Raw genomic sequence first — 24635 nt, forward strand, 5'->3', positions numbered from 1 at the left:
CGCACAAGCCCCGGCCCACCCTCTCAACCTTCGGCGACCACCATGGCGGACGCCACCCCCGCGTCGTGGCTGAGCGAGATGTGCCAGCTGCGGACGCCCAGGGCCTCGGCGCGGGCGGCGACCGTGCCGGTGACGCGGAGGCGGGGCTGCCCGCTCTCCTCGACCCAGACCTCGCAGTCGGTCCAGAGGAGGCCGCCGGGCGCCCCGAGCGCCTTGGCGACGGCCTCCTTCGCGGCGAACCGGGCGGCGAGCGAGGCGATGCCGCGCCGCTCGCCGCCGGGCAGCAGCAGCTCCCGGTCGAGGAAGAGCCGCTCGGCCATCTGGGGCGTACGTTCCAGCGCGGCGTCGAAACGCGCGATCTCGGCCACATCGATCCCGACCCCGATGATCACGGGCCCACCCTCGTTCCTCTGCTACTCCACGGTCACGGACTTCGCCAGGTTGCGCGGCTGGTCCACCTCGTTGCCCCGGGCCGTCGCGAGTTCGCAGGCGAAGACCTGCAACGGGACCGTGGCGACCAGGGGCTGAAGCAGCGTAGGCGTCGGTGGAATCGTAATGAGGTGGTCGGCGTACGGGGCGACGGTCTCGTCGCCCTCCTCCGCGACGACGATGGTGCGGGCGCCCCGGGCGCGGATCTCCTGGATGTTGGAGACGATCTTGTCGTGGAGGACGGACCGCCCGCGCGGGGACGGCGCGACGACGACGACCGGCAGGTCCTGCTCGATCAGCGCGATCGGCCCGTGCTTCAACTCCCCCGCCGCGAACCCCTCGGCGTGCATGTACGCGAGTTCCTTGAGCTTCAACGCCCCTTCCAGCGCCACCGGGTGGCCGACGTGACGGCCGAGGAAGAGCACGGTGTCCTTGTGCGCGAGGGAGCGGGCCAGTTCGCGGACGGGCTCCATGGCGGCGAGGACGTGTTCGACGGCGTCGGGGATGTCGGAGAGCTGGCGGACGACCGTACGGATCTCGTCGCCGAACTTCGTGCCCCTGACCTGCCCGAGGTAGAGCGCGACCAGGTAGCAGGCGACGAGCTGGGTGAGGAACGCCTTGGTGGAGGCGACCGCGACCTCGGGCCCGGCGTGCGTGTAGAGGACGGCGTCGGACTCGCGCGGGATGGTCGAGCCGTTGGTGTTGCAGATGGCGAGCACGTGCGCGCCCTGCTCCCGGGCGTGCCGGAGCGCCATGAGGGTGTCCATCGTCTCGCCGGACTGCGAGATCGCCACGACCAGGGTGTTCGGCGAGAGGATCGGGTCGCGGTAGCGGAACTCGCTGGCCAGCTCGGTCTCGCAGGGCAGCCGGGTCCAGTGCTCGATGGCGTACTTCGCGATCAGACCCGCGTGGTACGCGGTGCCGCACGCCACCACGACCACCTTGTCGATCTCCCGCAGCACGCTCGGCGGCAGCCGCACCTCGTCCAGGGTCAACGCGCCCTCGCCGTCGATCCGCCCGAGGAGGGTGTCGGCGACGGCCCGGGGCTGCTCGGCGATCTCCTTGAGCATGAAGGAGTCGTACCCGCCCTTCTCGGCGGCGGAGGCGTCCCAGTCGACGTGGTAGCCGCGCACTTCGGCGGGCGTACCGTCGAACCCGGTGACGGTCACCCGGTCCCGGCGCACCTCGACCACCTGGTCCTGGCCGAGCTCGACGGCGTCCCGGGTGTGCGCGATGAACGCGGCGACGTCCGAGGCGAGGAACGCCTCCCCGTCCCCGACCCCCACCACCAGCGGCGAGTTGCGCCGCGCGCCGACGACGGTGTCCGGCTCGTCCGCGTGCACGGCGACCAGGGTGAACGCGCCCTCCAGGCGCCGGCAGACCCGCCGCATCGACTCGGCCAGCCCGCTGCCCGCCTCGAACTCCTCGGCCAGCAGGTGCGCCACCACCTCGGTGTCGGTGTCCGAGGTGAGGTCGTGCCCGCGCCGGGTCAGCTCGGTGCGCAGCGTGGCGAAGTTCTCGATGATCCCGTTGTGCACCACCGCGACCTTGCCCGCGTTGTCCAGGTGCGGATGCGCGTTGGCGTCCGTCGGCGCCCCGTGCGTCGCCCACCGGGTGTGCCCGATGCCGGTGGGCCCGGCGGGGAGCGGCCGGTCCTTCAGCTCCTTCTCCAGGTTGACGAGCTTCCCCGCCTTGCGGGCACTGGCCAGCCTCCCGGCCGTGCCGCCCGCCCCGTCCGCCAGTACGGCGACCCCGGCGGAGTCGTACCCCCGGTACTCCAGCCGCTTCAGCCCCGCGACGACGACGTCCTGCGCCGACTGTGATCCGACATAACCCACGATTCCACACATGTCGGCACGATAAGGCGGGAGAGGCGGTCAGGGCGGGGGTTACGGAACGGGTGGGCGTGGGGGGCGGGGCGTCCCGCACCGGCCTCAGCGTGCGGCGGCGCGCGTGGGGCGGGGCTCAGCGCGCGGCGGCGAGCCAGGCGGTCACGGCGGCGAGCACGATCAGCGCCGCGTTGAGCCCGGTCTCCTCGACCTCGCCCCGGGACAGGTGCAGGGCGCCCGCGAGGAGTTGGAGTACGACCAGGCCGAGCGCGGCTACCAGCGCGAGGACGGGGGCGATCCCGGTGAGCGGCGGCAGGATCAGCCCGGCGGCGCCGAGGATCTCGACGACCCCGATCCCCCGGACCGCCCCCATCGGCACGGTGTCCACCCAGCCCATCATGGGCGCGAGCTGTTCCTTGCTCTGCGCGACCTTCTTGCCTCCGGCGTAGAGGTAGAAGACCGCCAGAAGCGCTGCGACGATCCAGTACGCGATGTCCATCCTCGTCCTCCGTCATGATGGTGGGCAGACCGGTGCGGACCCACATGATGGGCGCGGGCCGAGGCGCGTACAAAAGGCACACCGGTGTGCGTGAGCGGAGAAGAGGACGGTTGCCCATGTCGAAGAACCGCGGCTCCTGCCTCATCCGCGGCGACGGCGGCCGGACGGTCCGGGGCCTCCTGGACCGCATCGGCGACCGCTGGTCCCTGCTGGTCGTGGCCGTCCTCGACGGCGAACGCCTCCGCTTCGGCGAACTCCAGCACCGCGTCCCCGGCATCTCCCAGCGCATGCTCACCCGCACCCTGCGCAACCTGGAGCGCGACGGCCTGGTGCACCGGACGTCCTACCCGGAGGTCCCGCCCCGGGTCGAGTACGAGCTCACGGACCGGGGGCGGACCCTGATCGGTCCGGCGGTGGCGCTGGCGGAGTGGGCGGTGGACCACGGGCCGGCCGTCGAGGCCAGTCGGGCCAGATTCGACGCGGGACGGACCTGACCCCGCCCCCGGCACGGGCGTCCGGGGCACGAGTCCCGATCCGCTCGGCGCCGCCACCGTCATGTGAGCGCACCGCGGTGCGCCGTGCCACCAGGTGTTCTGTCCACGGAGGTTGGTGACGGATTCCACGGCTCGGGAATCTTGGACGAGTGAAGGCCTTATGGGTTCGGTGTGGATTGCGGCATCTGCGCGACCGGCGAGCAGGCCCTCGCGCCCCACCGTAAACGTGCCCCTGCCCGAGTCCCGACATCTACGTCTGGACTCGCTGCACCGTGGACGACGGCCAGCGCCGCCGCGGCGAGCCGCCGAGCGCTTCCGGGTCTCGCCCACCACCGCTCAGCGGTGGGCAGTCCACTACCGCGACCAGGCTGGTTCTCCCTGCGCCGTGAACAAAACCTTGAACTGCACGTCGGGAACAGCACCCCAGCTGGCCACGAGCCGGGATCGCCAGGCTCCCTTTCGGAAGCGCGGCTCGCGCCACCCGCACTGTCTCCGCCGGGATCTCACCCGGCTCGCTCGGCTGTATAAGACACCCGCCCCATCCCGAACGAAAACGTCGGCCTTCGAGACCACAACCGGGCCCTGAAGGCCGACGTCACGCGCGCCCTCGAATCCGCCAACAACGTCGGCGGAACTCAAGACTGTCCCGAAACTCCTGGCGGGACAGCCTTAAAGGCCTACGGCAGACCCCCGAGAGGGCATTCTCACCTGGTGAACGTGACTAACTCTTCCGGTATTCACGGCCGCCCCCGGGGGACTCCCGGCAGATCTCGATCACGAAATCCCCCAGGGCGTTGTCACCCGGCTTCCCGTTGGCGTCGAGTGCGCCAGACTCAGCCTTCCAGTCGATCAGGTGAACCTGGACCGCGTATCTTCCCGGATCGAGCGGGATCCGAAGCCGGTCAGCACCGCTGTACTCTCCGACCGCCTCAAGCCCACCCAGCGCCACCAGGCCATCAGAAACCAGCAGGTAGGGCTGCGACGAAACGAGACGGTACTGCATCTCGCGCTCTGTGAGACTGTCAAGCGCTGCGACTCCACGAACGGTGAACTAGTACGCGCCGTCACCGCCGATATTGACGGGCACCAGGACACCCTCCGCGATGGCTCCGGAAAGGCTGTCCTCGTCCGCGACCTCTCCTTCCCACTCATACAAGTCGACCACTCTGGCGAAGCGGGAGAGCTGCCACAGGGCAAACATGCCCGCTGACGTACCAACCGTCTCCGTCACATCGAAACTCAACAGTGCCACATCCACCCTCAAGGAGAAGATCCATTAATGACATCCATTTTCGCCAGCCTACACGCATCCACCATCTTCCAAATAATCCTTCCGCGGGTGCGCGTGGAAGTGCCCTGCCATTCGCTCGCATTGCCGTCGGCGTTGTCGCCAAACGTCCAGGGAGCCCTGCCGGACTGCGTCCGGCAGGGCTCCCTGGTTGACATTTTCCGCAGCATTTCCCTTCACTGCCTGGTACTTACTTGCAAGCCCGAAGCAGTGAAGCGAATTACGGAATCCCGAGAACGCTAGATACCGCCTCCTGCACCTGAGTCGCAATGCGAGTTAGCTGCCTAAGCTCATCCTCGCTCTTGGTGGCTCGCTCAATTTGCCACTCGATGAACATGGGAGCGAACCAGATGAGTTGCACGAGTCTCGCTTCCACATTCTCACCGATCGGAGGAATTCGAGAAAGTAGCGCTACGTATGCTTCGCCAGCATCGAGATCAAACTCCCCAGACCGAAGCTTCCCAAGAAATCCAGACTCGTCATCCCATGCTTCGTCTAGAAGTTCCAGCAAGTCATCCATCCTCACCCTCCCGGCCAGTGTCCGACGATCGCTTCCGCCGGGATAGTCTGCCAGACCAAAACTTCTGAGTCCTTCCTGGCGTAGGCGCTGTGCCTCCTGCTCGACGGGAACGGGCCAGAGGAGATATCCACGTAGCTATTCGGAATTCGCCTCAGGTCGATCGCAACCACCCCATGACCTTGGTTGTACTTATCGAATGCAATGCTGGGGTTCTTGGTTGTCGAAATCCATGGCGTCAGCTTCTTTCCGGCAACATGCGACAGAGGACTGACCCCTGCATTGCTGGGATCCCTGGCCGCCAATCCCATTGCAGCGTCATCATTCTCAGCCAGCGCACGGTAGACGATATTTCCGTCGGGATCGGGTCCATCAGGCCTGGTATTGCAGTTGTGAACCAGGACTGACGTGGCGCCTGCCACCACATAGTACGTGTGGAGATCGTTGACGGTGAGGTTGTGGACCTTGGCGTCCTGTGCCGTCCAGCGGTCGATCGCGGTGACCTGGACATAGGTACCGGCGCTCGTGCGCAGCAATTCACCGGGCTTCAGGTCGTCGGCGTCGAGCCACTTTCCTACGGCCTCCACCCAGAAGGGGTGGTTGTCCGTCGCCGTGACGGAGGCCGCCTTGTCGCCCTTGTCGCCGTCGGTGTCGATGGTGACCTTGACGAGGTGCTTGAGGCCCTCGCCCGTGATCTCGGCGGTGACGACTTCGGAGGTCGTCTCACCGGTCTCGGGGTCGGTGGCGAGAACCTCGTCACCGTTCTTGACCTTCTCGATCGACTTCGTGGAGCCGTCAGCCATCAGGACTTGGGTTCCGGCAACGAAGCTGTTCGGCGTCTTACAGCCATCCTTCCTGAAGACGCTCTTTACTTTCTCGACACTCTTGGCCGTTATCTTTTTGCTCTTCTGAACGATGTTCCCAGTCTTCTCGGCACCCTTCTTCAGTCCACGAGTGAATCCTTGCTCAGCGACCTTCTTCAACTGTGCGGCTTGCTTGGCCAGCGCCTTCTTCAGCTCGGCGGCCTTCCGGGCCAGCTCACGCGCCCTCTTCGCAGCCGCGATGATTTCCCGCGCCTTCGCCTGGGCCTTGCGCCAGGCATTGATCGCGCCGGCGACCCTGTCGATGGCTCGATAAACACTCTTCATCCTCTTGAGGACTCCGAGGGCGGGGACACCGCTCAGAACCAGTGATCCGCAGGCCCAGAGATCCCCGCGGGAGAAGCACGACTCCAGGTCGTCCAAACCGACAAGCCCCTTGAACACCGACCAGCCGACGCTGACGATGATGTCGCGCATCGAGGTGTGCAGTTGCTTGTTGGCCCAGGCCTCCTCGGCCGTCTCTCCCGAGCCACCGCCGACACCGCTGCCGCCGACTGATTCCATGATCATGCCGCTCGGGTCGGCGAAGGTGACCGGGTTGTTCTCGCAGTAGACGTACCCGTTCATCTGGACGGGGTCGTTCAGGTCGAGGACAGGGTCGGCGGAGATGAAGCGGCCGGTCTCGGGGTCGTACTCACGCGCCCCGAGGTGGATCAGGCCGGTGGAGCTGTCGTCGTCGCCGCCGATGTAGCCCTTGTGGGAGAGCCAGGTGGCGTTCTCCTTGCGGCTGACGCCGAACGGGTCGGTCTTGTCGAACTTCACCGCGTTGCCGGCATCGAGCTTGACGTTGATGTAGGCGGTGCCGTTCTGGTCGGTCACCTGCATCGACAGTTGATCCGCGCCGCCGTCCTTCTTGAACCGCATCACCACAGGGCCGCCGGCCTGCTGGTAGTAGCGCTCCGAGTAGTTCGGCGTCCCGTCCACGTTCACCGAGACGGTGGCCTCGCCGAGGTAGAGGGTGCGGGTGCTCGCGGTGACCGCCATCAGCCGCTCACCGGACGGGCCGTAGACGTACTTCGTCTCGTCGGCCGGGGCCCACGATTGCGCGGCCCCGTTCGTGTCACAGGTGCCGAGCGTCAGGTCGGTGCCCGCGGCCGTGTTGGCCCCGGGGACGACCAGGCACTTGCCGGACGCGACGTGCTTGAGCTTGTGACCGGACTCGACCGCCGTCCACTGCTGGGCCGCGGCCCCCGTGCACGTGCCGATCACGACGGCCGTGCCGTCGGCAGTGGCGCCGCCCTTGGGCTCCGCGCACTGCTGGAGGACCTTCAGAGCGCCCTTGGACGAGTCTGTGGGCGTGGCGCCCTCGATCCTCAGCTGCTGCGCACGGGTGCCGTTGCACCCGTAGATCTGAAGCGCCGTGCCCGCGACCGTGGAACTGGACGCCAGGTCGATGCACTTCCCGGACAGGCCCACCCAGGCGCCGGCGCCGCTCTCGCCGAAGCCGGTGACCGACTCCAGCCGGCCGTCCCAGGTCCAGGTCAGGCCCTGCTCGTCGCCGCCGTCGGTCCGGGTCTCGGTGTTGCCCGCCTCGTCGTACGTACGGGTCGAGGCCTCGGTGACCTTGGCACCCGCGTCCGTCAGATGGGTGGACGACATCCCGGTCAGGGTGTGCGGCTGGGTGCCGTCCGCCTTGCCGTAGGTGTAGGAGGTGGAGGCGTCCTTCGTCGCGTCCGGCGCCGTGGTGGTGGTGCCGGGGGCGCCGAGGTAGTGGTCGACCTCGGTCTTGCGGTTGCCCATCACGTCGTAGGTGTACGACTTGCTGTACCCGTCGCCGTCCGCGCCGATGGTCGGCGCACTCGGTGTGCCGGTGGAGGTCACCGCGCAGGCCGTGTCGGAGGCCGTCCACGCCTGGGTGAGCTGGCCGATCGCGTCGTAGGTGAAGCACTGACGGTCGGTCTTGGAGTCGACCGCGTCCTCGATCTTGGTGACGTTGCCGGCCTGGTCGTATCCGTAGGAACGGACGTTGACCCGGTGACCGAGGACCGTGGAGGTGTCGCTGATGGACTCGCGGTCGGTGTACGCCTTGGTCAGCTCACCGGTGCGCTCGTCGTACAGGTTGGTCGTCCACACCCGGTTGGGGTTCTCGCCGGTGACCGCGCGCAGGACCTGGCCGTAGACGCTGTAGTCGGTGTCCGCGTTGTACCAGTCGATGCCCGACGTGGAGACCGGGAGGCCGTCCTCGTTGTACCGGGTGACGATCTTCTCCGGGGAGAGACCGCCCGCCGCCGGAAGCGAAGCCGACTGCAGCTGGCCGGACTTGCTGTACTCGTACGTGTAGGCGTACGTCTCCTGCAATCCGTACTGCGCTGCGATCGTCGCCGGCAGCGTCAACTTGGTGCCGGTCGGGTCGTACTCCGGGGTGTACCCGGTGACCGTGCTGGTGTAGGGCAGCCCGTCCGTGTAGCGGGTGGTGGTGGCCGGCAGGCCGAGGCCGCCGATGACCGTGTCGTACGTGGCCGAGGTCAGCAGCTCGCCGGTGGAGGAGTTCTTGCGCTGCTCGGTCGTGCGGCCGAGCTCGTCGTACTTCGTCCAGACCGTGTTCTGTCTGCTGTCCGTGGTCGTCTCGGGCCGACCGAGCACGTCGTACGTGGTGCTGCTCGTACCCGTGTCCGGGTCGGTGGCCGTGAGCTGCTCACCCAGTGCGTCGTAGGTCCAGGACCAGACGTTCTTGGACGAGTCCTCGGCCTTGGTCTGGTCGCCGCGCGCGTCATAGGTGTACGTGGTCGACCGGAACGCGCTGCGTGCCGCGTCCGTGAAGGTGTCGATCCGCGCGGTCCGCCCCTGAGCATCGCTCCACGTGCGCTGGGCCGCGCCGCCGGCGGGCGGGATGACGGTGGACCAGTCGTAGCCGTAGTCGTAGCGGGTCGCCTTGGCGGGCACAGTGGCGCCCGCCATGTACGGCGTCTCCGACAACACACGGCCTTGGCCGTCGTACGTGTAGAAGGTCGCGTTCGGGATCTTGAAGTCGGAGTCGACCTCGTACATCACCGGCTGCGGATCGCCCTCGGCGTAGTAGCCGTTGTTGGTACGGGCGATGGTGCCGTTGGCGCTGTAGATGGTGTCGGTGATCAGGCGACCGTCGCCGACTGCCGGCTCCTGGCGCTGACGCTCACGTCCCAGACCGTCGTACAGAATGACGGATTTTTCGTAGTCGGTGCCGTTCTCCTTCAGCGTCGAGGTGACGACGCTGGCCGGCTGGCCCTCTTCGATGTCGTACTCGAACGTGACCGAGGGCTTCTCGGTGGCGGCCTGCGAGGTGCGCCAGCCCGCAGTGGTGCGGCCCAGCGCGTCGTACTGGTAGAGGGTCGCGCGCCCGTTGGCGTCGACCTCCTTCAGCGCGGTGCCGCGCGCCGGATCGACGTAGGTGGTGGAAGTCTGGTGCTTCGCGTTCTCCTCGGTGATCGAGTAGACCTGGCCGGTGGACGGCGTGTAGGTGGTCTTCTCGGTCTCGCTCTTCGCGTTGGTCGTGGTCAGGACACGGCCGAGGGTGTCGTAGGTGAGCTTGGCCGTCTGCCGCCAGGCGTCACCCGTGCCGTTCAGCGACCACGTGGTCGTCGCGGAACCGGAGGTGGGCGTGGCGCCGAAGGCCAGGTCGTCGTAGGCGATACGGGAGCCGGCGATGCGGGCGGAGGCCGGAGCGGTCGCGGCGGCGGCACAGGTGCCGGCCGTCGTCAGCGTCTCCTTGTCCAGACCGATCAGGTTCTTGGACGTGTTGTGGACGTAGCTGAGCACCGCACACGACTCGTCACCGGTCTTGCCGGTGTCACCGAGGGATTCCACGGTGAGCGGCAGGCCGTAGATGTCGTCGTACGTGGTGTTGGTCCGCAAAGACCGCCACTGCCGGGTCTCGTTCACGTCGTACGTGCCCGAGGAGCGAGTGGTGGTGATGGTGTGGTCGTCCAGGACCCGGTACGCCTTCAGCGCCGGGATGCCGCCGTCGCGCGCCCGGCTCGCCAGCTCCACGACCTTCGGATAGTCGACCGAGCGGGAGACCAGGGTGCCGTTGTTCGCCGTGTAGTCGAGTTCTTCGGCGACCCGGCCCTGCAGAGCTTCGACGTCGTCGGCGATCTTGACGCCGTCGTTGTCGAGGACGGTCACCGAACGCTTGGAGCCACCGGGGAGCGGGTCCCCGTCCATGCCGCGGAAATAGCGCACGTCCGACATGGACTTGGCGCTGCCCTCGTACGTGTCCGAGGAGTCGGCGCCGCTGATGGTGCGGACCCGGCTGAAGCCGCGCCACTGGTCGTAGGTGCGGGTCTTCTTCTTCGAGAACTCGGCCTGGTTCAGGGCCCAGGCGCCCTTGGTGTCACCGTCGTCGCCGTAGACGTACGAGGTGGTGACGGGCTCGACGCCCTTGACGTCGGGGAGTTCCTCGACGTGGTCGACGACGTACTTGTTGAACCACTCGATCGACTCGTCGACCTTGTCCGGGTCCGGGTGCCAGTAAGCCGGGTAGCAGAGACCGGTGTTGGACTCGACGGCCGGGAAGCCGGAGCCGGTCTTGCAGGCGCCGGTGGGCTCGCGGTAGTCGACGAAGGTCTCACCGCCGTACTCGCTGATGATCCGTTCGATCCGCAGCCGGTCGAACGTCGGGTTGGGGTCCTTCTCGCCCCGCCGCACACGGTTCGGCATCGGCTGCGTGTTGGGGACGAAGGTGACCGGGTTCAGGGGCTTCGATTCACCGTCGGTGCCGTAGCCGGCACGGGTGATCGAGTCCAGCCAGAGGGCGGTGCCCTCGTCGGTGCGCTCGGACGGCAGTGACTGCTGAAGGGTCCAGGAGTCGACCTTGGAGAGGGCGGTGGAGCCCTCGGTGCGCTGGGTGGAGGTGGTGACCTGCGCCAGGCGCTTACGGGTCCAGAAGGTCGGGACCGGGACGTAGCAGTCCTTGCCGGACTGGCAGAGGAGGTCGGCGGGGGTGTCGTACCAGATGTGGTTCTTCGCGAAGTCGCCCGAGGTGAAGTTCGCCTCGGAGCAGGCTATGCCGTCTTCGACAAAACAGCGCTCGTCGACCGCGAAGTCGACTCGGGCCACGGGCGCGGCGCTGTAGAGGCTGCTGGCGCGCTGACCGTAGTCGATGCGCTTGAGGTAGCCGCCCCGGTCGTAGGAGACCGGGGTCTTGAACTTCATGTTCTTGGCGTAGAGCGACTTCTCCTTCTCCCACCACAGGGACATGGCGCTGCCGGAGGTGTCGACGACGTAGTCGAGGTTCCAGCGCCAGCCGCGGGTGCAGAAGGACTTGGCGAAGTCGGCGTCGTAGCACTCCTCGCCGGGCTGGTTGCCCGAAACGGGGACGGTCAGCACGGAGTTGGTGACCGGGTCGTCGGCGGCGGTGCCGTTGTCGCTCCAGCCGGGGAGCTTGTGCCTGCCGAAGTAGTAGATCGTGCCGTCGCGGGTGGTGACCTCCCAGTACTCGCCCAAGGAGTCACCGTTGTCCAGTGACGTGTCCTTCAGCAGCCGCACGCGCGAGCCGTCACCGTTGGCGGTGACCCACTCGTTGCCGGTCTCGTCGTCGTCCTTGACCAGCTCAGTGGTCGTACCGCCCAGGGTCAGAGTCGCGTTCTCCGAGCCCTCGCACAGGTCGCTCGTCTTGCGCTTGGTGTTGTTACCGCCGTCGGTGTCGTCACGGCACGTCTTGTACGTACGCGTGATGGAGCCGGGGTTGTAGTCCCAGCCGTCACCGATCCAGGACGCCTGGTTGTTCGTGGCGGACGTACGGCCGTCCACACCCTGCGAGCTGTAACCGAAGGACAAGCTCGGAGTCGGACCGTTGGGGACGCTGGGCGCCTGGAGGTTGTACGTGTACGAGAACCCACCCGAGCTGCTGCCCGCCGTCCAGGAACCCGCGCTGGCCAGCGGAGTCGCGGAGAAGTCGCCCTTCGCGCCGCCGCCCGCCGAGGTCGCCATGAACACCGAGGAGCCCGAGTTGGCTGCCGCGCTCAGCGCCGCGCTCCGGGTCAGCGGGGCCGAACCGGAGGTCGGCTTGACGTACAGGGCCTGGGAGACCGTCCCGGCCGAGGTCGCCACGGCAGCCGTCGTCACCGGGCCGGTGTCGGCCAGGTCGGCGACGTCGAGCGTCGCCTCGATGCGGCGCTCACCGTCGAGAACGCCGTCGCCCTCGACGTCGGTGTCCTGCGGCGCGACGACGTTGGTGGTGTCCACCTCGGTCGGCTCCGCACACCCCTCGGCATCCGGCGTCGTCAGGAAGCACTCGGGGAACTTGACCAGCTGGAGCCGGTCCGCCCAGTTCGCGCCGTACAGCTCCGCGAACTCGGTGTAATCCAGGGCCACCACCGCATCGCCGGTCGCGCCGGCCGGCGGGGTGACCGTGAAGACCAGGCCCTCGACGTCGGCGGCCGAGGACTCGGCCTGGCTGGCGAGAGCGACCTGCCAGTCACCCTCCAGGGCCGTCGTCTCCTCGGCGGTCGCCTCGGCCGGAGCACCGATCTCGATCGGCAGCGTACTGATCGGCTGCGTCTCACCCGGCGTCAGCGCGTCCACCGTCCCGGTCGCCGGCGTCGTGATGCCGGTGCCCTCAGGAGCGGTGATCTTCTTCGGCTCGTAGTCCTTCCCCGGCGGCACGTCGGCCGTCGTCAGTTCGGCGAGACCGCCACCGTCCTCACCGTCGGCGAGTTCGGCGGCGGGCAGGTCGACGAGGTCGACACCGGCACGGTCGTTCGGGGGCGGCGCGGCGTACGAGGCCGGCAGCACGCCGATCGTCAGGGCGGTGGCAACCACCGTGATGACACCGGCACTTGTACGCCTGCGCCGGCGTCTCTGCGCCTGAGTTCCGGGAAGTCTCCCCCGGCCACTCCATGAAAGCGATCCCCACACGACGGCCGCGGCCCCCCAAGTCGATCCTGCACCTTCGACGGGGTTCGTGCGCAGCACAAGCCACCGGAGGCTACTTGATTCGCCGAATGTTCACCCATGCATTCACAACTCGTCAAATGACCTTCACATGAGGTGATTTGACTCACGCGCTATTTAATTTCAAACAACACTTATCTCACCCTTATGCCTCTATTGCAGATACTGCACCTCAATGCGAAAGGATCGCCAGATATTGCCCATCTCGGCATATACCTAGGTGAAACATGAGAGTTGACTGTCCAAAATGATGCACTATGGGCCTCTTGGTGTGATCAGTCAAGGACTATCGGGGAGTCCCGGTGCGCCATGCGCAGCCCCGCCAGGAGTCGGGAAGGTGCGGAAGGAAACCATCCACATCGCCTCACGCGATGAGCACACATGTGGAGGAGATGCGCTCCATCCGGCATGCTTTCGGACTGTCCCCTCCCTGTCGGGGGCGTCAATTCATTCCCGCGGAAAGCCTTCCCGGGGAAGGACAGGTACTCACAGAGAATGTTGCGGCGCGCACTCCGGAACACCCCCGAAGAGACGGATTTCCCGTGTCGGAGGCGTTCTTCCGGTTTGGCGGTGACCGTTTTTTGGGGGAGGGAATCCAGCTCCGTGGAACGTCGTCGACCCAGCCGGGCCACCGTCCGGCGCACCGCGGCGGGAGTGGCGGCACTCGTCGCCGCCGGCCTTGGTTTCGCCATGCTCGGGCCCGCCCCCGGTGGCTCGGTGCGGGAGTCCGCCGCGCCGGTCACGCCCGCCACCGCCCCGCTCGACGAGAGCACGGCGCAGAAGGAGGCCGTCCGCACCGGCAAGCGGGTCGAAGTGACCGCCCTGCGCGACGCCACCTCGACGACGTTCGCGCTGCCGAACGGCAGCTTCGAACTCACCGCGAGCGCGGCTCCCGTACGCGCGAAGGTCGACGGCGTCTGGAAGCCGCTGGACGCCACCCTGGTCCGTACGGAGAACGGCTGGGCACCGCGCGCCGCGTCGGACCCCGTGGTGTTCTCCGACGGCAGCGGCAGCACCGCGAGCGCCCGTACCGCCCGGAGCTCCGGCAACGGCTCCGTGCGGACCGCCTCGTTCACGGTCTCCCGCGGTTCCGGCACCCGTGCCCTCACCGCTTCGGACGAGAGCGCGGCCTACCACGACCTCGTCACCTTGAACTCCGGTGGCCACACGGTCACCATGGGGTGGCCGGGCGACCTTCCGGAGCCGGAGATCAACGGCGCCACGGCGCTCTACCGCGGCGTCCTCGACGGCGTGGACCTGCTGCTGACCGCCCAGGACGGCGGTTTCACGCACGTACTGGTGATCCGTGACGCAGCCGCGGCGGCCCGCCTTCAGCAGGCCGGGCTCTCGTACCGGCTGACCTCGCCGGACCTCTCCTTCCACCTCGACCCGGTGACACACGCCGTCACTGCCGTGGACGACGCGGGGAGGGAGATCGCTGTGTCGCCGACCCCCTTTCTCTGGGACTCGGCCGGCCACCCCGCCGTGACCGAGGGCGCCGACCCGCAGCCCGCCGAGCCCACCGAGGATCCGGCGCCTGCCTACTCCGAGGAGCCCGGCGAGGAGCTGACGGAAGCCCCGGCCGACTCCGAGGTCCCGGACACCGCCGACACGGCCGCGCCCGAGAACACCGACCCGGCTCCCGAGGACAGCGGTGCCACGGCTGTCCCTTCAGCCGTTCCGGAACCCGAAGAATCATTGGAGGGTCGCGCGCAGCAGTCCGCGTACCACTCCGGGACGGTGTCCAGAGCTTCACTGGGCGACGGAATACCCGCCTCCGCCTCCGCCTCCGCCGAAGTGCTCGCCCTCCCAGGTCTCGCGGGGCCGCAGGTCGGTGCGAAGACCGCGCTGGGCAAGGCCTCACTGGCGGGTGAGGGCAGCAGCGTCGGCACCCTGGACATCGTGCCGGACGACTCGTTGCTGACTGATCCGGACACCACCTGGCCGGTCTTCATCGACCCCTCGATCTACGGTCAGACGAAGGCATGGACAACGGTGTACAAGAAGTACCCGACGTCCAGCTTCTACGACGGTGCCAACTACAACACCGGCACCACCGAGGGCCGGGTCGGCTACGAGTCGACGACCGGCGGTCTGTCGCGCTCGTTCTTCCGGCTCGGCTGGACCTCCAGCATCAAGGGCGCGACCGTCACCAAGGCCGACATTCAGCTCATGGAGACCTACGCCTGGTCGTGCACCCCCCGTGAAATGCAGGTCTGGCACACCGGCGGCATCTCCTCCAAGACCACCTGGAACAACCAGCCGGCCTGGAGCTCGATGATCGGTGCCAAATCCTTCGCCAATGGCTGGAGCTCGGCCTGCCCCGACGCCTTCGTCACGTACGACGGCAAGTCGGCCGCCCAGGCCGCGGCGACCAGCGGAGCCACCGAAATCACCATCGGCCTCCAGGCGACCAACGAGGACTCCGCGACCTCGTGGAAGAAGTTCAAGGCGGAGGGAGGTTCCGCGCCCAAGATCAGCATCACCTACAACCGGAAGCCCGCCGAGCCCACCAAGCTCGACATCACCCCCGGCACCGGCTGCGACACCGTCAGCCCGTACCCGTCGATCGGTCTCAGCGACGTGACGCTGTCCGCCAAGTCGAGTGACCCCGACGGCGACCTGAAGTACCTCAACTTCGCAGTGTGGCAGTCAGGCAGCAGCACCCGGCTGTACGACGGCAACCGCACCGTGGACTCGACCGGCGCCGCCAGCGTGACCATCGACGGCGCGGACGGCACCGCGAGCGAGTTCACCAACGGCAAGACGTACTTCTGGGCGGTCCGGGCCCTCGACGCCTCCGGTTCCTCCTCCACCTACGGTCCGCCGTCGACGGCCAACTGCGGCTTCGTCTACGACTCCTCGGCGCCCAACTCCCCCGACGTCACCTCCACCGACTTCCCCGAGGACGACGGCAACGCCTCCACCTGGAGCAAGGTCCTCTTCGGCACGGCGGGAAACTTCACCTTCAGCCCGGCCGGCTCGACCGACACGGTCAAGTACCTCTACTCGTTCAACAGCACCGCCCTGAACAACTCGGTCACCGTCGCGGCCGGTGCGTCGGCCACCGTGTCGCTCAAGCCGCTGACTGCAGGCCCCTCGGTCCTCTACGTGAAGGCCGTCGACAGTGCGGGCAACTCCTCTTCCTCCCCGACGATGTACGTCCACTACGTCACCCCGCGCGACAGCAAGGACGCGGCCGGAGACGTCACGGGTGACAAGGCCGCCGACCTGTACCTGCTGGACGGCACCGGTGACCTGCGGCTCTACCCCGCCACCTTCTCCGGCGACATCCACACCTCGCTCGTCGGCGCGTACAAGAGCGGTGTGAGCCTGGAGGACGACCTCGACGAGGACGGCGTCTCCGACTACGGCACCTACTGGCTGAACAAGGACGGAACCCCCGCCCTGATCACGCACAACGGTGACTTCCTGCCCGGGGACGGCGTCCAAGACCTCGTCGCGCGGATGCCCGACGGCAAGGTCTACATATACCGGGGCGACGGGTACGGCAGCGTCGACATCGACCGGCGCACCGAGGTGCGGTTCCCCTCGAACGCCCCCGATCCGTCGACGTTCACACAGATCCTCGCGGCCGGGGACATCACCGGCGACGGGCGGCCGGACATGCTCGCGACCGCCGGCGACGCCCTGTGGGCCTTCTCCGGATACACCGGAGGCATATTTCAGACCGCGACCACCCTCTCCGGTGCTTCCTGGACCTCCCGCGACCTCGTGAACATCGGAGACGTGAACAAGGACGGGGCGGCTGACCTGGTCTACCGCACCTTCGGCACGGACCGCCTGCTCCTGCGCCTCGGCAAGAAGGATGCGGCGGGCGGGACCAGCCTGGCCTCCCTGGGCAGTGCGGCAGCCTCCCTCTCGGGGGCCGACGCGGAGTACGCCACGGGCTGGAGCCTGGCCGCCTACCCCTTGATGACCGGGTCCGCCGACGTCAGCCAGGACGGCATCCCCGACGTGTGGGCCCTGGCCGCCGACGGCACGGTGAAGTTCCTCAAGGGCGGTGCCACCTCGCTGGGCGCCCCCGTCACGGTGATCAGCGGTGGCTGGTCCGGCAAGAAGGCCATGGGATGATCCGCCACACCTCCGCAGTCCACAAGATCACCGTCTGCGCGGTGTCGGCCGCAGCCCTGACACTCGCGTCCGGGTGCTCCGTCTCCGGCAGTGCGGGAGAGGGCGGCAACGGCGGTCTGCAGCGCCTGGGCGCCGCCAGCCCCGCCCCTACCGACGCCGCCGGCCTCACCGCGAAGGCGCTGAAGGCCGGCAGCGTCCCCGGCGCCACGGTCACCGCCCCGACCGGCACCCAGGCCCCCCGCCCCAAGGACGTCCAGAGCGACAAGCCGTGCGGGCCCTTGGCCCGCGCGGTCGCCGGAGCCGCTCTCGGCACCCCCGAGGACACCGTGGTGCGCAGGGTCACCGGCGGCGGCCTCATCACCACCGTCACCCTCAGCGTCTACGAGGACGAGGAGAAGGCCACCGTCGCTCTGACCGCCCTCTCCGACGCGGCCGACGCCTGCGCCCACGGCTTCACCCTCAAGGTCTCCGGGAAGGAGCACCGGGTCACCGTCGCCGCCCGGGAGCTCGCGCCCCAGGGCGCCGACCAAGCGATGGGCTTCGGCGTCACGCAGCGCATCGGCGGGACGGACGGTACGGACACGCCCGAGAAGATCGCCGTCATGCGCCGGGGCACCACCGTCGCCCTCTTCACCACCACGGCCACCGAGGGGGCCGCGGGGACCGAAGCGGCCAAGGCAGCCGATTCGGCCAAGACTCCCGAGGGCCTCGCCGTACCGCCTGCGGTCGTCGAGGCGCAATCGGTGGCCCTGGCCTGATCCACACACCGACCGCCGCCGGCCTCCTCTGCGGGCCCGTACCCACCCGGGCTGCGGGCCCGCAGCCGCGTCCGGGCGAGGCCCGCCCCGCGCCCCCTACCCGCGCTCCCCGGCCCCGCGTGACCTCCCGCCGCGCGCACCGCACCGCGCGACCCCACGCCCGCGTGAGGGACCCCACCCCCCGCTCCGTTCAAACTCCCGCAACAATGAATACGTGATCACAACGCCGCCCCGTGGCAGCCAGCGTCGCACCGAGCACGGGCCGACGCCCTACGTCGACCTCTCGCGCGCCGAGTGGAGTGCCCTCCGCGACAAGACCCCGCTGCCGCTGACCGCCGAGGAGGTGGAGCGGCTGCGCGGGCTCGGTGACGTCATCGACCTCGACGAGGTCCGCGAGGTCTACCTCCCGCTCTCCCGGCTGCTGAACCTGTACGTCCAGGCCACCTCGGGCCTGCGCGGCGCCCTGAACACCTTCCTCGGGGACGCGGGCAACGGTCACGGGGCGCAGCGCGGTACCCCGTTCGTCATAGGGGTCGCGGGGAGCGTGGCGGTCGGCAAGTCGACCAGTGCCCGGCTGCTCCAGGCGCTGCTGGCGCGGTGGCCGGAGCACCCGCGGGTGGAGCTGGTGACCACGGACGGATTCCTGCTGCCGATGAAGGAACTGCGGGCGCGCGGGCTGACCTCGCGGAAGGGGTTCCCCGAGTCGTACGACCGCCGCGCGCTGACCCGGTTCGTCGCGGACATCAAGTCGGGGAAGGAGGAGGTCACCGCCCCCGTCTACTCGCACCTGATCTACGACATCGTGCCCGGCGAGCGGCTCACCGTGCGCCGCCCGGACATCCTGATCGTGGAGGGGCTGAACGTCCTCCAGCCCGCGCTGCCCGGCAGCGACGGGCGGACCAGGGTGGGGCTCGCGGACTACTTCGACTTCAGCGTGTACGTGGACGCGCGCGCCGAGGACATCGAGAGCTGGTACCTCAACCGGTTCCGCCAGCTCCGCGAGACGGCGTTCCAGGACCCGTCCTCGTACTTCACGAAGTACACCCAGGTCTCCGAGGAGGAGGCCATGGAGTACGCGCGCAACACCTGGCGGACCATCAACAAGCCGAACCTGCTGGAGAACGTGGCGCCCACCCGCAGCCGCGCCACGCTGGTGCTGCGCAAGGGGCCGGACCACAAGGTGCAGCGGCTCTCGCTGCGGAAGCTGTAGGGACGCGAGAGCGGGGCGGCCCCGCCAGGAGCCGCCCCGCCATGACGTCACGCTTCGTGACGCACCGTCAGAAGGCTCAGCCCAGCGCCGACTTCACCACGTCGGCCAGCCGGCCCGCGACGGCCTGGGCCTGGCCGAAGTCGGCGGCCTCGACCATGACGCGTACCAGCGGCTCGGTGCCGGACTTGCGGAGCAGCACCCGCCCGGTGGCGCCGAGTTCGCGCTCGGCCTCGGCGACGGCAAAGGCCAGTTCGGCGGAGGTGGAGACGCGCGACTTGTCGACGTCGGGGACGTTGACGAGGACCTGCGGCAGGCGCTGCATGACGCCCGCGAGCTCGGCGAGGGTGCGGCCGGTGGCGGCGACGCGGGCCGCCAGCATCAGGCCGGTCAGGGTGCCGTCGCCGGTCGTGGCGTGGTCCAGCACGATGACGTGACCGGACTGTTCGCCGCCGAGCGCGTACCCCTCGGCCTTCATGGACTCCAGCACGTACCGGTCGCCGACGGCGGTCTGGACGAGCTCGATGCCCTCGCGCTCCATGGCCATCTTGAAGCCGAGGTTCGACATGACCGTGCCGACGACGGTGTTGCCGCGCAGCTGTCCGGCGTCGCGCATCGCGAGGGCGAGGACGGCGAGGATCTGGTCGCCGTCCACCTCGTTGCCCTGGGCGTCGACGGCGAGGCAGCGGTCGGCGTCGCCGTCGTGCGCGATGCCGAAGTCGGCGCCGTTCTCGACCACGGCGGCCTGGAGGAGGGTGAGGTGGGTGGAGCCGCAGCCGTCGTTGATGTTGAGGCCGTCGGGGTCGGCGCCGATGGTGACGACCTCGGCCCCCGCCCGGGCGAACGCCTCCGGGGAGACGTAGGCGGCGGCGCCGTGCGCCTCGTCGAGCACCACCTTGAGGCCGTCGAGCCGGTTCGGCAGGACGCCGATGAGGTGGGCGACGTACCGCTCGAAGCCCTCGGTGTAGTCGGTGACGCGGCCCACACCCGCGCCGGTGGGGCGGGCCCAGGGCGCGCCGGTGCGGTGCTGGTCGTAGACGGTCTCGATGCGGTCCTCCAGCTCGTCGGCGAGCTTGTGGCCGCCGCGTGCGAAGAACTTGATGCCGTTGTCGGGCATGGCGTTGTGGCTGGCGGAGAGCATCACACCGATGTCGGCGCCGAGCACGCCGGTGAGGTACGCCACGGCCGGCGTGGGCAGCACACCGACCCGCAGGACGTCGACGCCCGCGCTGGCGAGACCCGCCACCACGGCGGCTTCGAGGAACTCTCCGGAGGCCCGGGGGTCGCGGCCGACCACGGCCGTGGGACGGTGCCCCTCGAAGGTGCCCGCCTCGGCGAGTACGTGCGCCGCCGCGACCGACAGACCGAGCGCCAGCTCGGCCGTGAGATCCGCGTTGGCGACCCCGCGCACGCCGTCCGTACCGAAGAGTCGTCCCACTGGTGTCCTCCGAAATGCTCCGACAACCGCAAAACCACAACAATTAACAACAGGCAGAAGAGCGCCAACCGTCACACTTCACACGCCTGAGGGTGTGAGCGGCCCGGATGTGCCGATGAACGTCTTATGCCGTTATACGCCCGTGAGAGGCGATAAACGAACGCCCCGACAGCACGGTGTGTGCCGCCGGGGCGAACGTGTGAAGCAGACGAGCAGGCGGGATTTAGCGCTTGCTGTACTGGGGGGCCTTGCGGGCCTTCTTGAGACCGGCCTTCTTGCGCTCGACCGCACGGTCGTCGCGGGAGAGGAAGCCGGCCTTCTTCAGCGTGGCGCGGTTGTTGTCCACGTCAGCCTCGTTCAGCGCACGGGCGACGCCGAGGCGCAGGGCGCCGGCCTGACCCGAGACGCCGCCACCCGCGATGCGGGCGATGACGTCGTAGCGGTTGTCGAGCTCGAGCACCTTGAAGGGCTCGTTGACTTCCTGCTGGTGCACCTTGTTGGGGAAGTAGTCCTCAAGGGTGCGACCGTTGATCTTCCACTTGCCGGTGCCCGGAACGATCCGGACGCGGGCGATGGCGTTCTTGCGACGGCCAAGGCCGGCGGCGGGCTGCGGGTCGCCGAAGCGGCCGGCGAGCGACTCGGAGGTGTACTCACCCTCGACGGGGACCTCGGACTCGAAGGTGGTCACCTCGGCGAAGGTCTCCTCGCCCTCGGTGCCCTCGACGGTCTCAACAGTGGTCTCGGCCACGATTCTCCTCAGATCTTTCTTATGGTCTTAGGGGGAGGCCGGAACTACTGCGCGACCTGGGTGATCTCGTACGGGACCGGCTGCTGCGCAGCGTGCGGGTGCTGGTCGCCCGCGTACACCTTGAGCTTCGACAGCATCTGCCGGCCCAGGGTGTTCTTGGGGATCATGCCCTTGATGGCCTTCTCGACGGCCTTCTCCGGGTTCTTGGAGAGCAGCTCGTCGTAGCGGACCGAGCGGAGACCACCCGGGAAGCCGGAGTGGCGGTACGCCATCTTCTGGGTCTTCTTGTTGCCGGACAGGTGAACCTTGTCGGCGTTGATGATGATGACGAAGTCGCCCATGTCCATGTGGGGGGCATAGATCGCCTTGTGCTTGCCTCGGAGGAGGTTCGCGGCCGTGGTGGCCAGACGACCCAGGACGATGTCCTGAGCGTCGATGACGTGCCACTGGCGCGTCACATCTCCGGGCTTGGGGCTGTACGTACGCACGGTCGTAGCCTTCGCTTCTTCAGTGAGTGGAGTCCTGACAAGGCCACCCGGACGATTCCACCAGCCTTGGCGGCGCTGCGGGGACGCAACCCGAGTGCCTGCCGCTGGTCATCGGCCCGGTGGACCGGCGTAAGGGCCCCTCGCGTGAGAACGACCAAGCCAATACGCATAACAAACCAGAAGAATACCCGGGGGCCCCCGCACGGGTCAAAATGGCCCCCGACCGGCCCCGTCGAACCCCCTGATTACGGGACTGACGGGGCCCGGCGGAAGATCGACGGCGGCCCGGCGGAAGATCGACGACGACCCCGCCGAAGACCGGCAGCGAGGCCCCGGAGGGAGAGCGGGCCCGACAAAAACCGGCGGCACGGCCCCGGAGAGAAAAGCGGGCCCGCCGCCTACCGCGCCCGCTCGACCCGCCGCTCGTCCCACACCGGCTCGGTCGTCTCGCGCACCACACCGTCCGAACCGAAGACCAGGTACCGGTCGAAGGACTTCGCGAACCAGCGGTCGTGCGTGACGGCCATCACCGTCCCGTCGTACGCCTCGAGACCGTCCTGAAGGGCCTCCGCCGACTCCAGGTCCAGGTTGTCCGTGGGCTCGTCCAGCAGCAGGGCGGTGGTGCCGGAGAGTTCGAGGAGCAGGATCTGGAAGCGGGCCTGCTGTCCGCCGGAGAGCTTCTCGAAGGGCTGGTCGCCCTGGCGCTCCAGCTCGTACCGGCGCAGGACGCCCATCGCGGCGCCCCGGTCCTTGGCCTGCTCGCTCCAGAGGATCTCCACCAGGGTCTTGCCCAGCAGCTCCGGGTGGGCGTGGGTCTGCGCGAAGTGGCCCGCGACGACCCGGGCGCCGAGCTTGAACTCACCGGTGTGCGCGACCGGCTCCCCGGCGAGCAGCCGCAGGAAGTGGGACTTCCCGGAGCCGTTGGAGCCGAGGACGGCGACCCGCTCGCCGTAGTAGACCTCCAGGTCGAACGGTTTCATCAGGCCGGTCAGTTCCAGCCCGGTGCAGGTCACCGCGCGCACGCCGGTGCGTCCGCCGCGCAGCCGCATCCGGATGTCCTGCTCGCGGGGCGGCTCGGGGGGCGGTCCGGCGTCCTCGAACTTCTTGAAGCGGGTCTGCATGGCGTGGTAGCGGTTGGCCATGTCGGGGCTGATGGCCGCCTGCTGCCGCAGCCGCAGGGTGAGGGCGCGCAGCCGGGCGTGCTCCTCCTGCCAGCGGCGCAGCAGCTCCTCGAAGCGGGCGAAGCGGTCCTTGCGGGCCTGGTGGTAGGTGTCGAAGCCGCCGCCGTGCACCCAGACGTCGCTGCCGCTCGCGCCGGGCTCGACGCTGACGATCTTCTCCGCGGCCCGGGAGAGCAGTTCGCGGTCGTGGGAGACGAAGAGGACCGTCTTGCGGGTCTCCTTGAGCTTCTCCTCCAGCCAGCGCTTGCCGGGCACGTCGAGGTAGTTGTCCGGCTCGTCGAGGAGCAGCACCTCGTCGGGGCCGCGCAGCAGCGCTTCGAGGACCAGGCGTTTCTGCTCGCCGCCGCTGAGGGTCCGCGCCTCGCGGTACTGCGCCTTCTCGTACGGGACGCCGAGCGCGGCCGTGGTGCACATGTCCCAGAGGGTCTCCGCCTCGTAACCGCGCACCTCCGCCCAGTCGCTGAGGGCCTGCGCGTACGTCATCTGCGCGGCCTCGTCGTCGACGGTGAGGATCAGTTCCTCGGCGGCGTCCACCGCCTGCGCGGCGACCCGGATCTGCGGCTGCGCCACGGAGACCAGCAGGTCGCGGACGGTCTGCCCGTCGCGTACGGAGCCGACGAACTGGCCCATCACGCCGAGCCCGCCGCTCACCGAGACCGTGCCGCCGTGCGGCTGGAGCTCGCCGGAGAGCAGGCGCAGCAGGGTCGTCTTGCCCGCGCCGTTGGCGCCGACGAGGGCCACCACGGCTCCGTCGGCGACCCGGAAGGAAGCGTCGCCGAGCAGCACCCGCCCGTCCGGTAGGTAGTACTCCAGGTGGCCCGCTTCGAGATGTCCCATACCCGCATTGTCGGGTGCGCGGGCGCTGTGGCCCAACCGGATTCCCGGGGAGGCCCGCAACCCGGGCCGCTCACTGTCCGAGAACCTCTAGGATGCGCCCCATGAGCTTTGGGCATGGGGGGCCCTCCTGGGGGCCCGGGGACAGTCGGACTCCGGACTGGGCGGCGCTGGCCGAGGAGTCCGCGGCGAAGAGCCGCCGCCGGAAGTGGTTGCTGATCGGGGGCGGTGTGCTGGCCACGGCGGCCGTCGCGGCGATCGTGGCGACGGCGGTGGTGTCGGCCGGCAACGGCGATCCGGAGGCCGGTCCGAGCGCGAGCGCGCTGCCGGGCCCGGAGGACCTGCCGCCGGAGTCCGCGGAGCCCGCTCCGTCCTTCTCGTCGGTGGCCCCGGCTCCCCCGCCGGACCCGATGGACTTCATCACGGACGAGAAGAGGGACAAGCAGCCGATCACGGTGGACGGCTTCTTCCCGGGCAAGAAGCTCACGTCCGGCGACCGCGTCCACCTCAAGGGGCCGACGGCCCGCACCACGCAGTGCGCCGCGGGCGCCCAGGGCGCGCTGGGCGCGGTCCTCACCAGGAACGGCTGCGACCAGCTGATCCGCGCCACGTACACCAGGGACGGCGTCGCGGTCACGGTCGGTGTCGCGGTGTTCGGCACGGAGGCGCAGGCGAAGAAGGCCGTCGCGGAGTCCTCGGACGGGATCGCCTCGCTCAGCGGCGCCGGTGTGCCGACCTTCTGCCGGGCCGGGGTGATCTGCCGCCGTACGGCCAACTCCTACGGCCGGTACGCGTACTTCTCGGTGGGCGGCTTCACGAACAGCAGGAACGTCACCAAGGACGACAAGGCCGTGTTCACCGCGGGCGACGACCTGACCAACTTCACGTTCCACCAGATACGGCACCGGGGCGAGGTCCAGGCGTCGGCGGCGGCCTCGGCACCCGCCGTCTGATCCGCCCGGTCCGCCGGCCGGCGGTCCGCCGGCTCCCGCCCCACGCGGTGGAGCGGTACCGCGGACACCTGCGCGTCACGCCTGTATAGGGTTCGGTTCATCCGCCCGGGACCCGGGGCGGCGACG

General features: G+C 68.8%; 15 protein-coding genes and 1 pseudogene. 5 read left to right on the forward strand and 11 right to left on the reverse strand.

Going from position 1 to position 24635, the window contains the following annotated elements; genetic code table 11:
* Positions 1–23: 23 nt before the first annotated feature.
* The 3 genes from ACFWEE_RS09770 to ACFWEE_RS09780 all read right to left on the reverse strand — a co-directional run bounded on the left by ACFWEE_RS09770 (position 24) and on the right by ACFWEE_RS09780 (position 2757).
* Positions 24–392, reverse strand: a complete 369-nt coding sequence (locus ACFWEE_RS09770; RefSeq protein ID WP_386887983.1) for a holo-ACP synthase — start codon at positions 390–392, stop codon at positions 24–26.
* 21 nt (positions 393–413) lie between these two features.
* Positions 414–2279 (reverse strand): glutamine--fructose-6-phosphate transaminase (isomerizing), encoded by a 1866-nt coding sequence (glmS, locus tag ACFWEE_RS09775; protein WP_386887985.1) that lies wholly within the window; start codon positions 2277–2279, stop codon positions 414–416.
* Positions 2280–2394: 115 nt separating this feature from the next.
* Positions 2395–2757: a DoxX family protein gene (locus ACFWEE_RS09780; protein WP_386887987.1), complete on the reverse strand. Its 363-nt coding sequence runs from the start codon at positions 2755–2757 to the stop codon at positions 2395–2397.
* Between the two features lie 116 nt (positions 2758–2873).
* Between ACFWEE_RS09780 and ACFWEE_RS09785 the strand changes: the two genes are divergently transcribed.
* The gene (locus ACFWEE_RS09785; RefSeq protein ID WP_386887988.1) at positions 2874–3251 is read left to right on the forward strand and encodes a winged helix-turn-helix transcriptional regulator; all 378 of its coding nucleotides are present in this window, start codon (positions 2874–2876) and stop codon (positions 3249–3251) included.
* 360 nt (positions 3252–3611) lie between these two features.
* On the opposite strand, the pseudogene ACFWEE_RS09790 reads toward ACFWEE_RS09785, so the two are convergent.
* The 4 genes and pseudogenes from ACFWEE_RS09790 to ACFWEE_RS09805 form a co-directional block, all read right to left on the reverse strand.
* Positions 3612–3777, reverse strand: a pseudogene (locus tag ACFWEE_RS09790) (IS5/IS1182 family transposase); the annotation flags it as partial.
* Between the two features lie 195 nt (positions 3778–3972).
* Complete coding sequence (locus tag ACFWEE_RS09795; RefSeq protein WP_386887989.1) at positions 3973–4254, reverse strand: hypothetical protein; 282 nt, start codon at positions 4252–4254, stop codon at positions 3973–3975.
* A 48-nt stretch (positions 4255–4302) separates the two neighbouring features.
* Positions 4303–4452, reverse strand: coding sequence for a hypothetical protein (locus ACFWEE_RS09800; protein ID WP_386887991.1), 150 nt, complete (start codon positions 4450–4452; stop codon positions 4303–4305).
* A 609-nt stretch (positions 4453–5061) separates the two neighbouring features.
* Positions 5062–12675: a polymorphic toxin-type HINT domain-containing protein gene (locus ACFWEE_RS09805; RefSeq protein ID WP_386887992.1), complete on the reverse strand. Its 7614-nt coding sequence runs from the start codon at positions 12673–12675 to the stop codon at positions 5062–5064.
* A 735-nt stretch (positions 12676–13410) separates the two neighbouring features.
* On the opposite strand from ACFWEE_RS09805, the gene ACFWEE_RS09810 reads away from it, so the two are divergent.
* The 3 genes from ACFWEE_RS09810 to coaA all read left to right on the forward strand — a co-directional run bounded on the left by ACFWEE_RS09810 (position 13411) and on the right by coaA (position 18870).
* The gene (locus tag ACFWEE_RS09810; RefSeq protein WP_386887994.1) at positions 13411–16902 is read left to right on the forward strand and encodes an FG-GAP-like repeat-containing protein; all 3492 of its coding nucleotides are present in this window, start codon (positions 13411–13413) and stop codon (positions 16900–16902) included.
* On the forward strand, positions 16899–17660 hold the full coding sequence (locus tag ACFWEE_RS09815) for a hypothetical protein (RefSeq protein ID WP_386887996.1): 762 nt from the start codon (positions 16899–16901) through the stop codon (positions 17658–17660). Before ACFWEE_RS09810 ends, ACFWEE_RS09815 begins: the two co-directional genes overlap by 4 nt.
* A gap of 214 nt (positions 17661–17874) precedes the next feature.
* Positions 17875–18870: a type I pantothenate kinase gene (gene coaA / locus ACFWEE_RS09820; protein WP_386887997.1), complete on the forward strand. Its 996-nt coding sequence runs from the start codon at positions 17875–17877 to the stop codon at positions 18868–18870.
* Between the two features lie 76 nt (positions 18871–18946).
* Here coaA and glmM read toward each other — a convergent pair whose 3' ends face one another.
* From glmM to ACFWEE_RS09840, 4 genes are all read right to left on the reverse strand, one after another.
* Positions 18947–20305, reverse strand: coding sequence for a phosphoglucosamine mutase (glmM, locus tag ACFWEE_RS09825; protein WP_386887998.1), 1359 nt, complete (start codon positions 20303–20305; stop codon positions 18947–18949).
* Between the two features lie 223 nt (positions 20306–20528).
* On the reverse strand, positions 20529–21053 hold the full coding sequence (gene rpsI, locus ACFWEE_RS09830; RefSeq protein ID WP_386888000.1) for a 30S ribosomal protein S9: 525 nt from the start codon (positions 21051–21053) through the stop codon (positions 20529–20531).
* 44 nt (positions 21054–21097) lie between these two features.
* Positions 21098–21541 (reverse strand): 50S ribosomal protein L13, encoded by a 444-nt coding sequence (gene rplM, locus ACFWEE_RS09835; RefSeq protein WP_275493842.1) that lies wholly within the window; start codon positions 21539–21541, stop codon positions 21098–21100.
* 398 nt (positions 21542–21939) lie between these two features.
* Complete coding sequence (locus ACFWEE_RS09840) at positions 21940–23559, reverse strand: ABC-F family ATP-binding cassette domain-containing protein (RefSeq protein WP_386888003.1); 1620 nt, start codon at positions 23557–23559, stop codon at positions 21940–21942.
* Positions 23560–23660: 101 nt separating this feature from the next.
* Between ACFWEE_RS09840 and ACFWEE_RS09845 the strand changes: the two genes are divergently transcribed.
* Positions 23661–24509 carry a hypothetical protein gene (locus ACFWEE_RS09845; protein WP_386888004.1) on the forward strand — a complete coding sequence of 283 codons (849 nt, stop codon included), beginning with the start codon at positions 23661–23663 and terminating at the stop codon, positions 24507–24509.
* Positions 24510–24635: the final 126 nt, after the last annotated feature.

This window comes from Streptomyces sp. NPDC060184, from assembly GCF_042728795.1.
GTDB lineage: Bacteria > Actinomycetota > Actinomycetes > Streptomycetales > Streptomycetaceae > Streptomyces.

Bases quoted from the DNA above. Each gene is read 5' to 3' on its own strand.
- glmS (WP_386887985.1), bottom strand. From the start codon at position 2,279: ATGTGTGGAATCGTGGGTTATGTCGGATCACAGTCGGCGCAGGACGTC.
- ACFWEE_RS09780 (WP_386887987.1), bottom strand. From the start codon at position 2,757: ATGGACATCGCGTACTGGATCGTCGCAGCGCTTCTGGCGGTCTTCTAC.
- ACFWEE_RS09785 (WP_386887988.1), top strand. From the start codon at position 2,874: ATGTCGAAGAACCGCGGCTCCTGCCTCATCCGCGGCGACGGCGGCCGG.
- ACFWEE_RS09795 (WP_386887989.1), bottom strand. From the start codon at position 4,254: ATGCAGTACCGTCTCGTTTCGTCGCAGCCCTACCTGCTGGTTTCTGAT.
- ACFWEE_RS09800 (WP_386887991.1), bottom strand. From the start codon at position 4,452: ATGTTTGCCCTGTGGCAGCTCTCCCGCTTCGCCAGAGTGGTCGACTTG.
- ACFWEE_RS09815 (WP_386887996.1), top strand. From the start codon at position 16,899: ATGATCCGCCACACCTCCGCAGTCCACAAGATCACCGTCTGCGCGGTG.
- ACFWEE_RS09840 (WP_386888003.1), bottom strand. From the start codon at position 23,559: ATGGGACATCTCGAAGCGGGCCACCTGGAGTACTACCTACCGGACGGG.
- ACFWEE_RS09845 (WP_386888004.1), top strand. From the start codon at position 23,661: ATGAGCTTTGGGCATGGGGGGCCCTCCTGGGGGCCCGGGGACAGTCGG.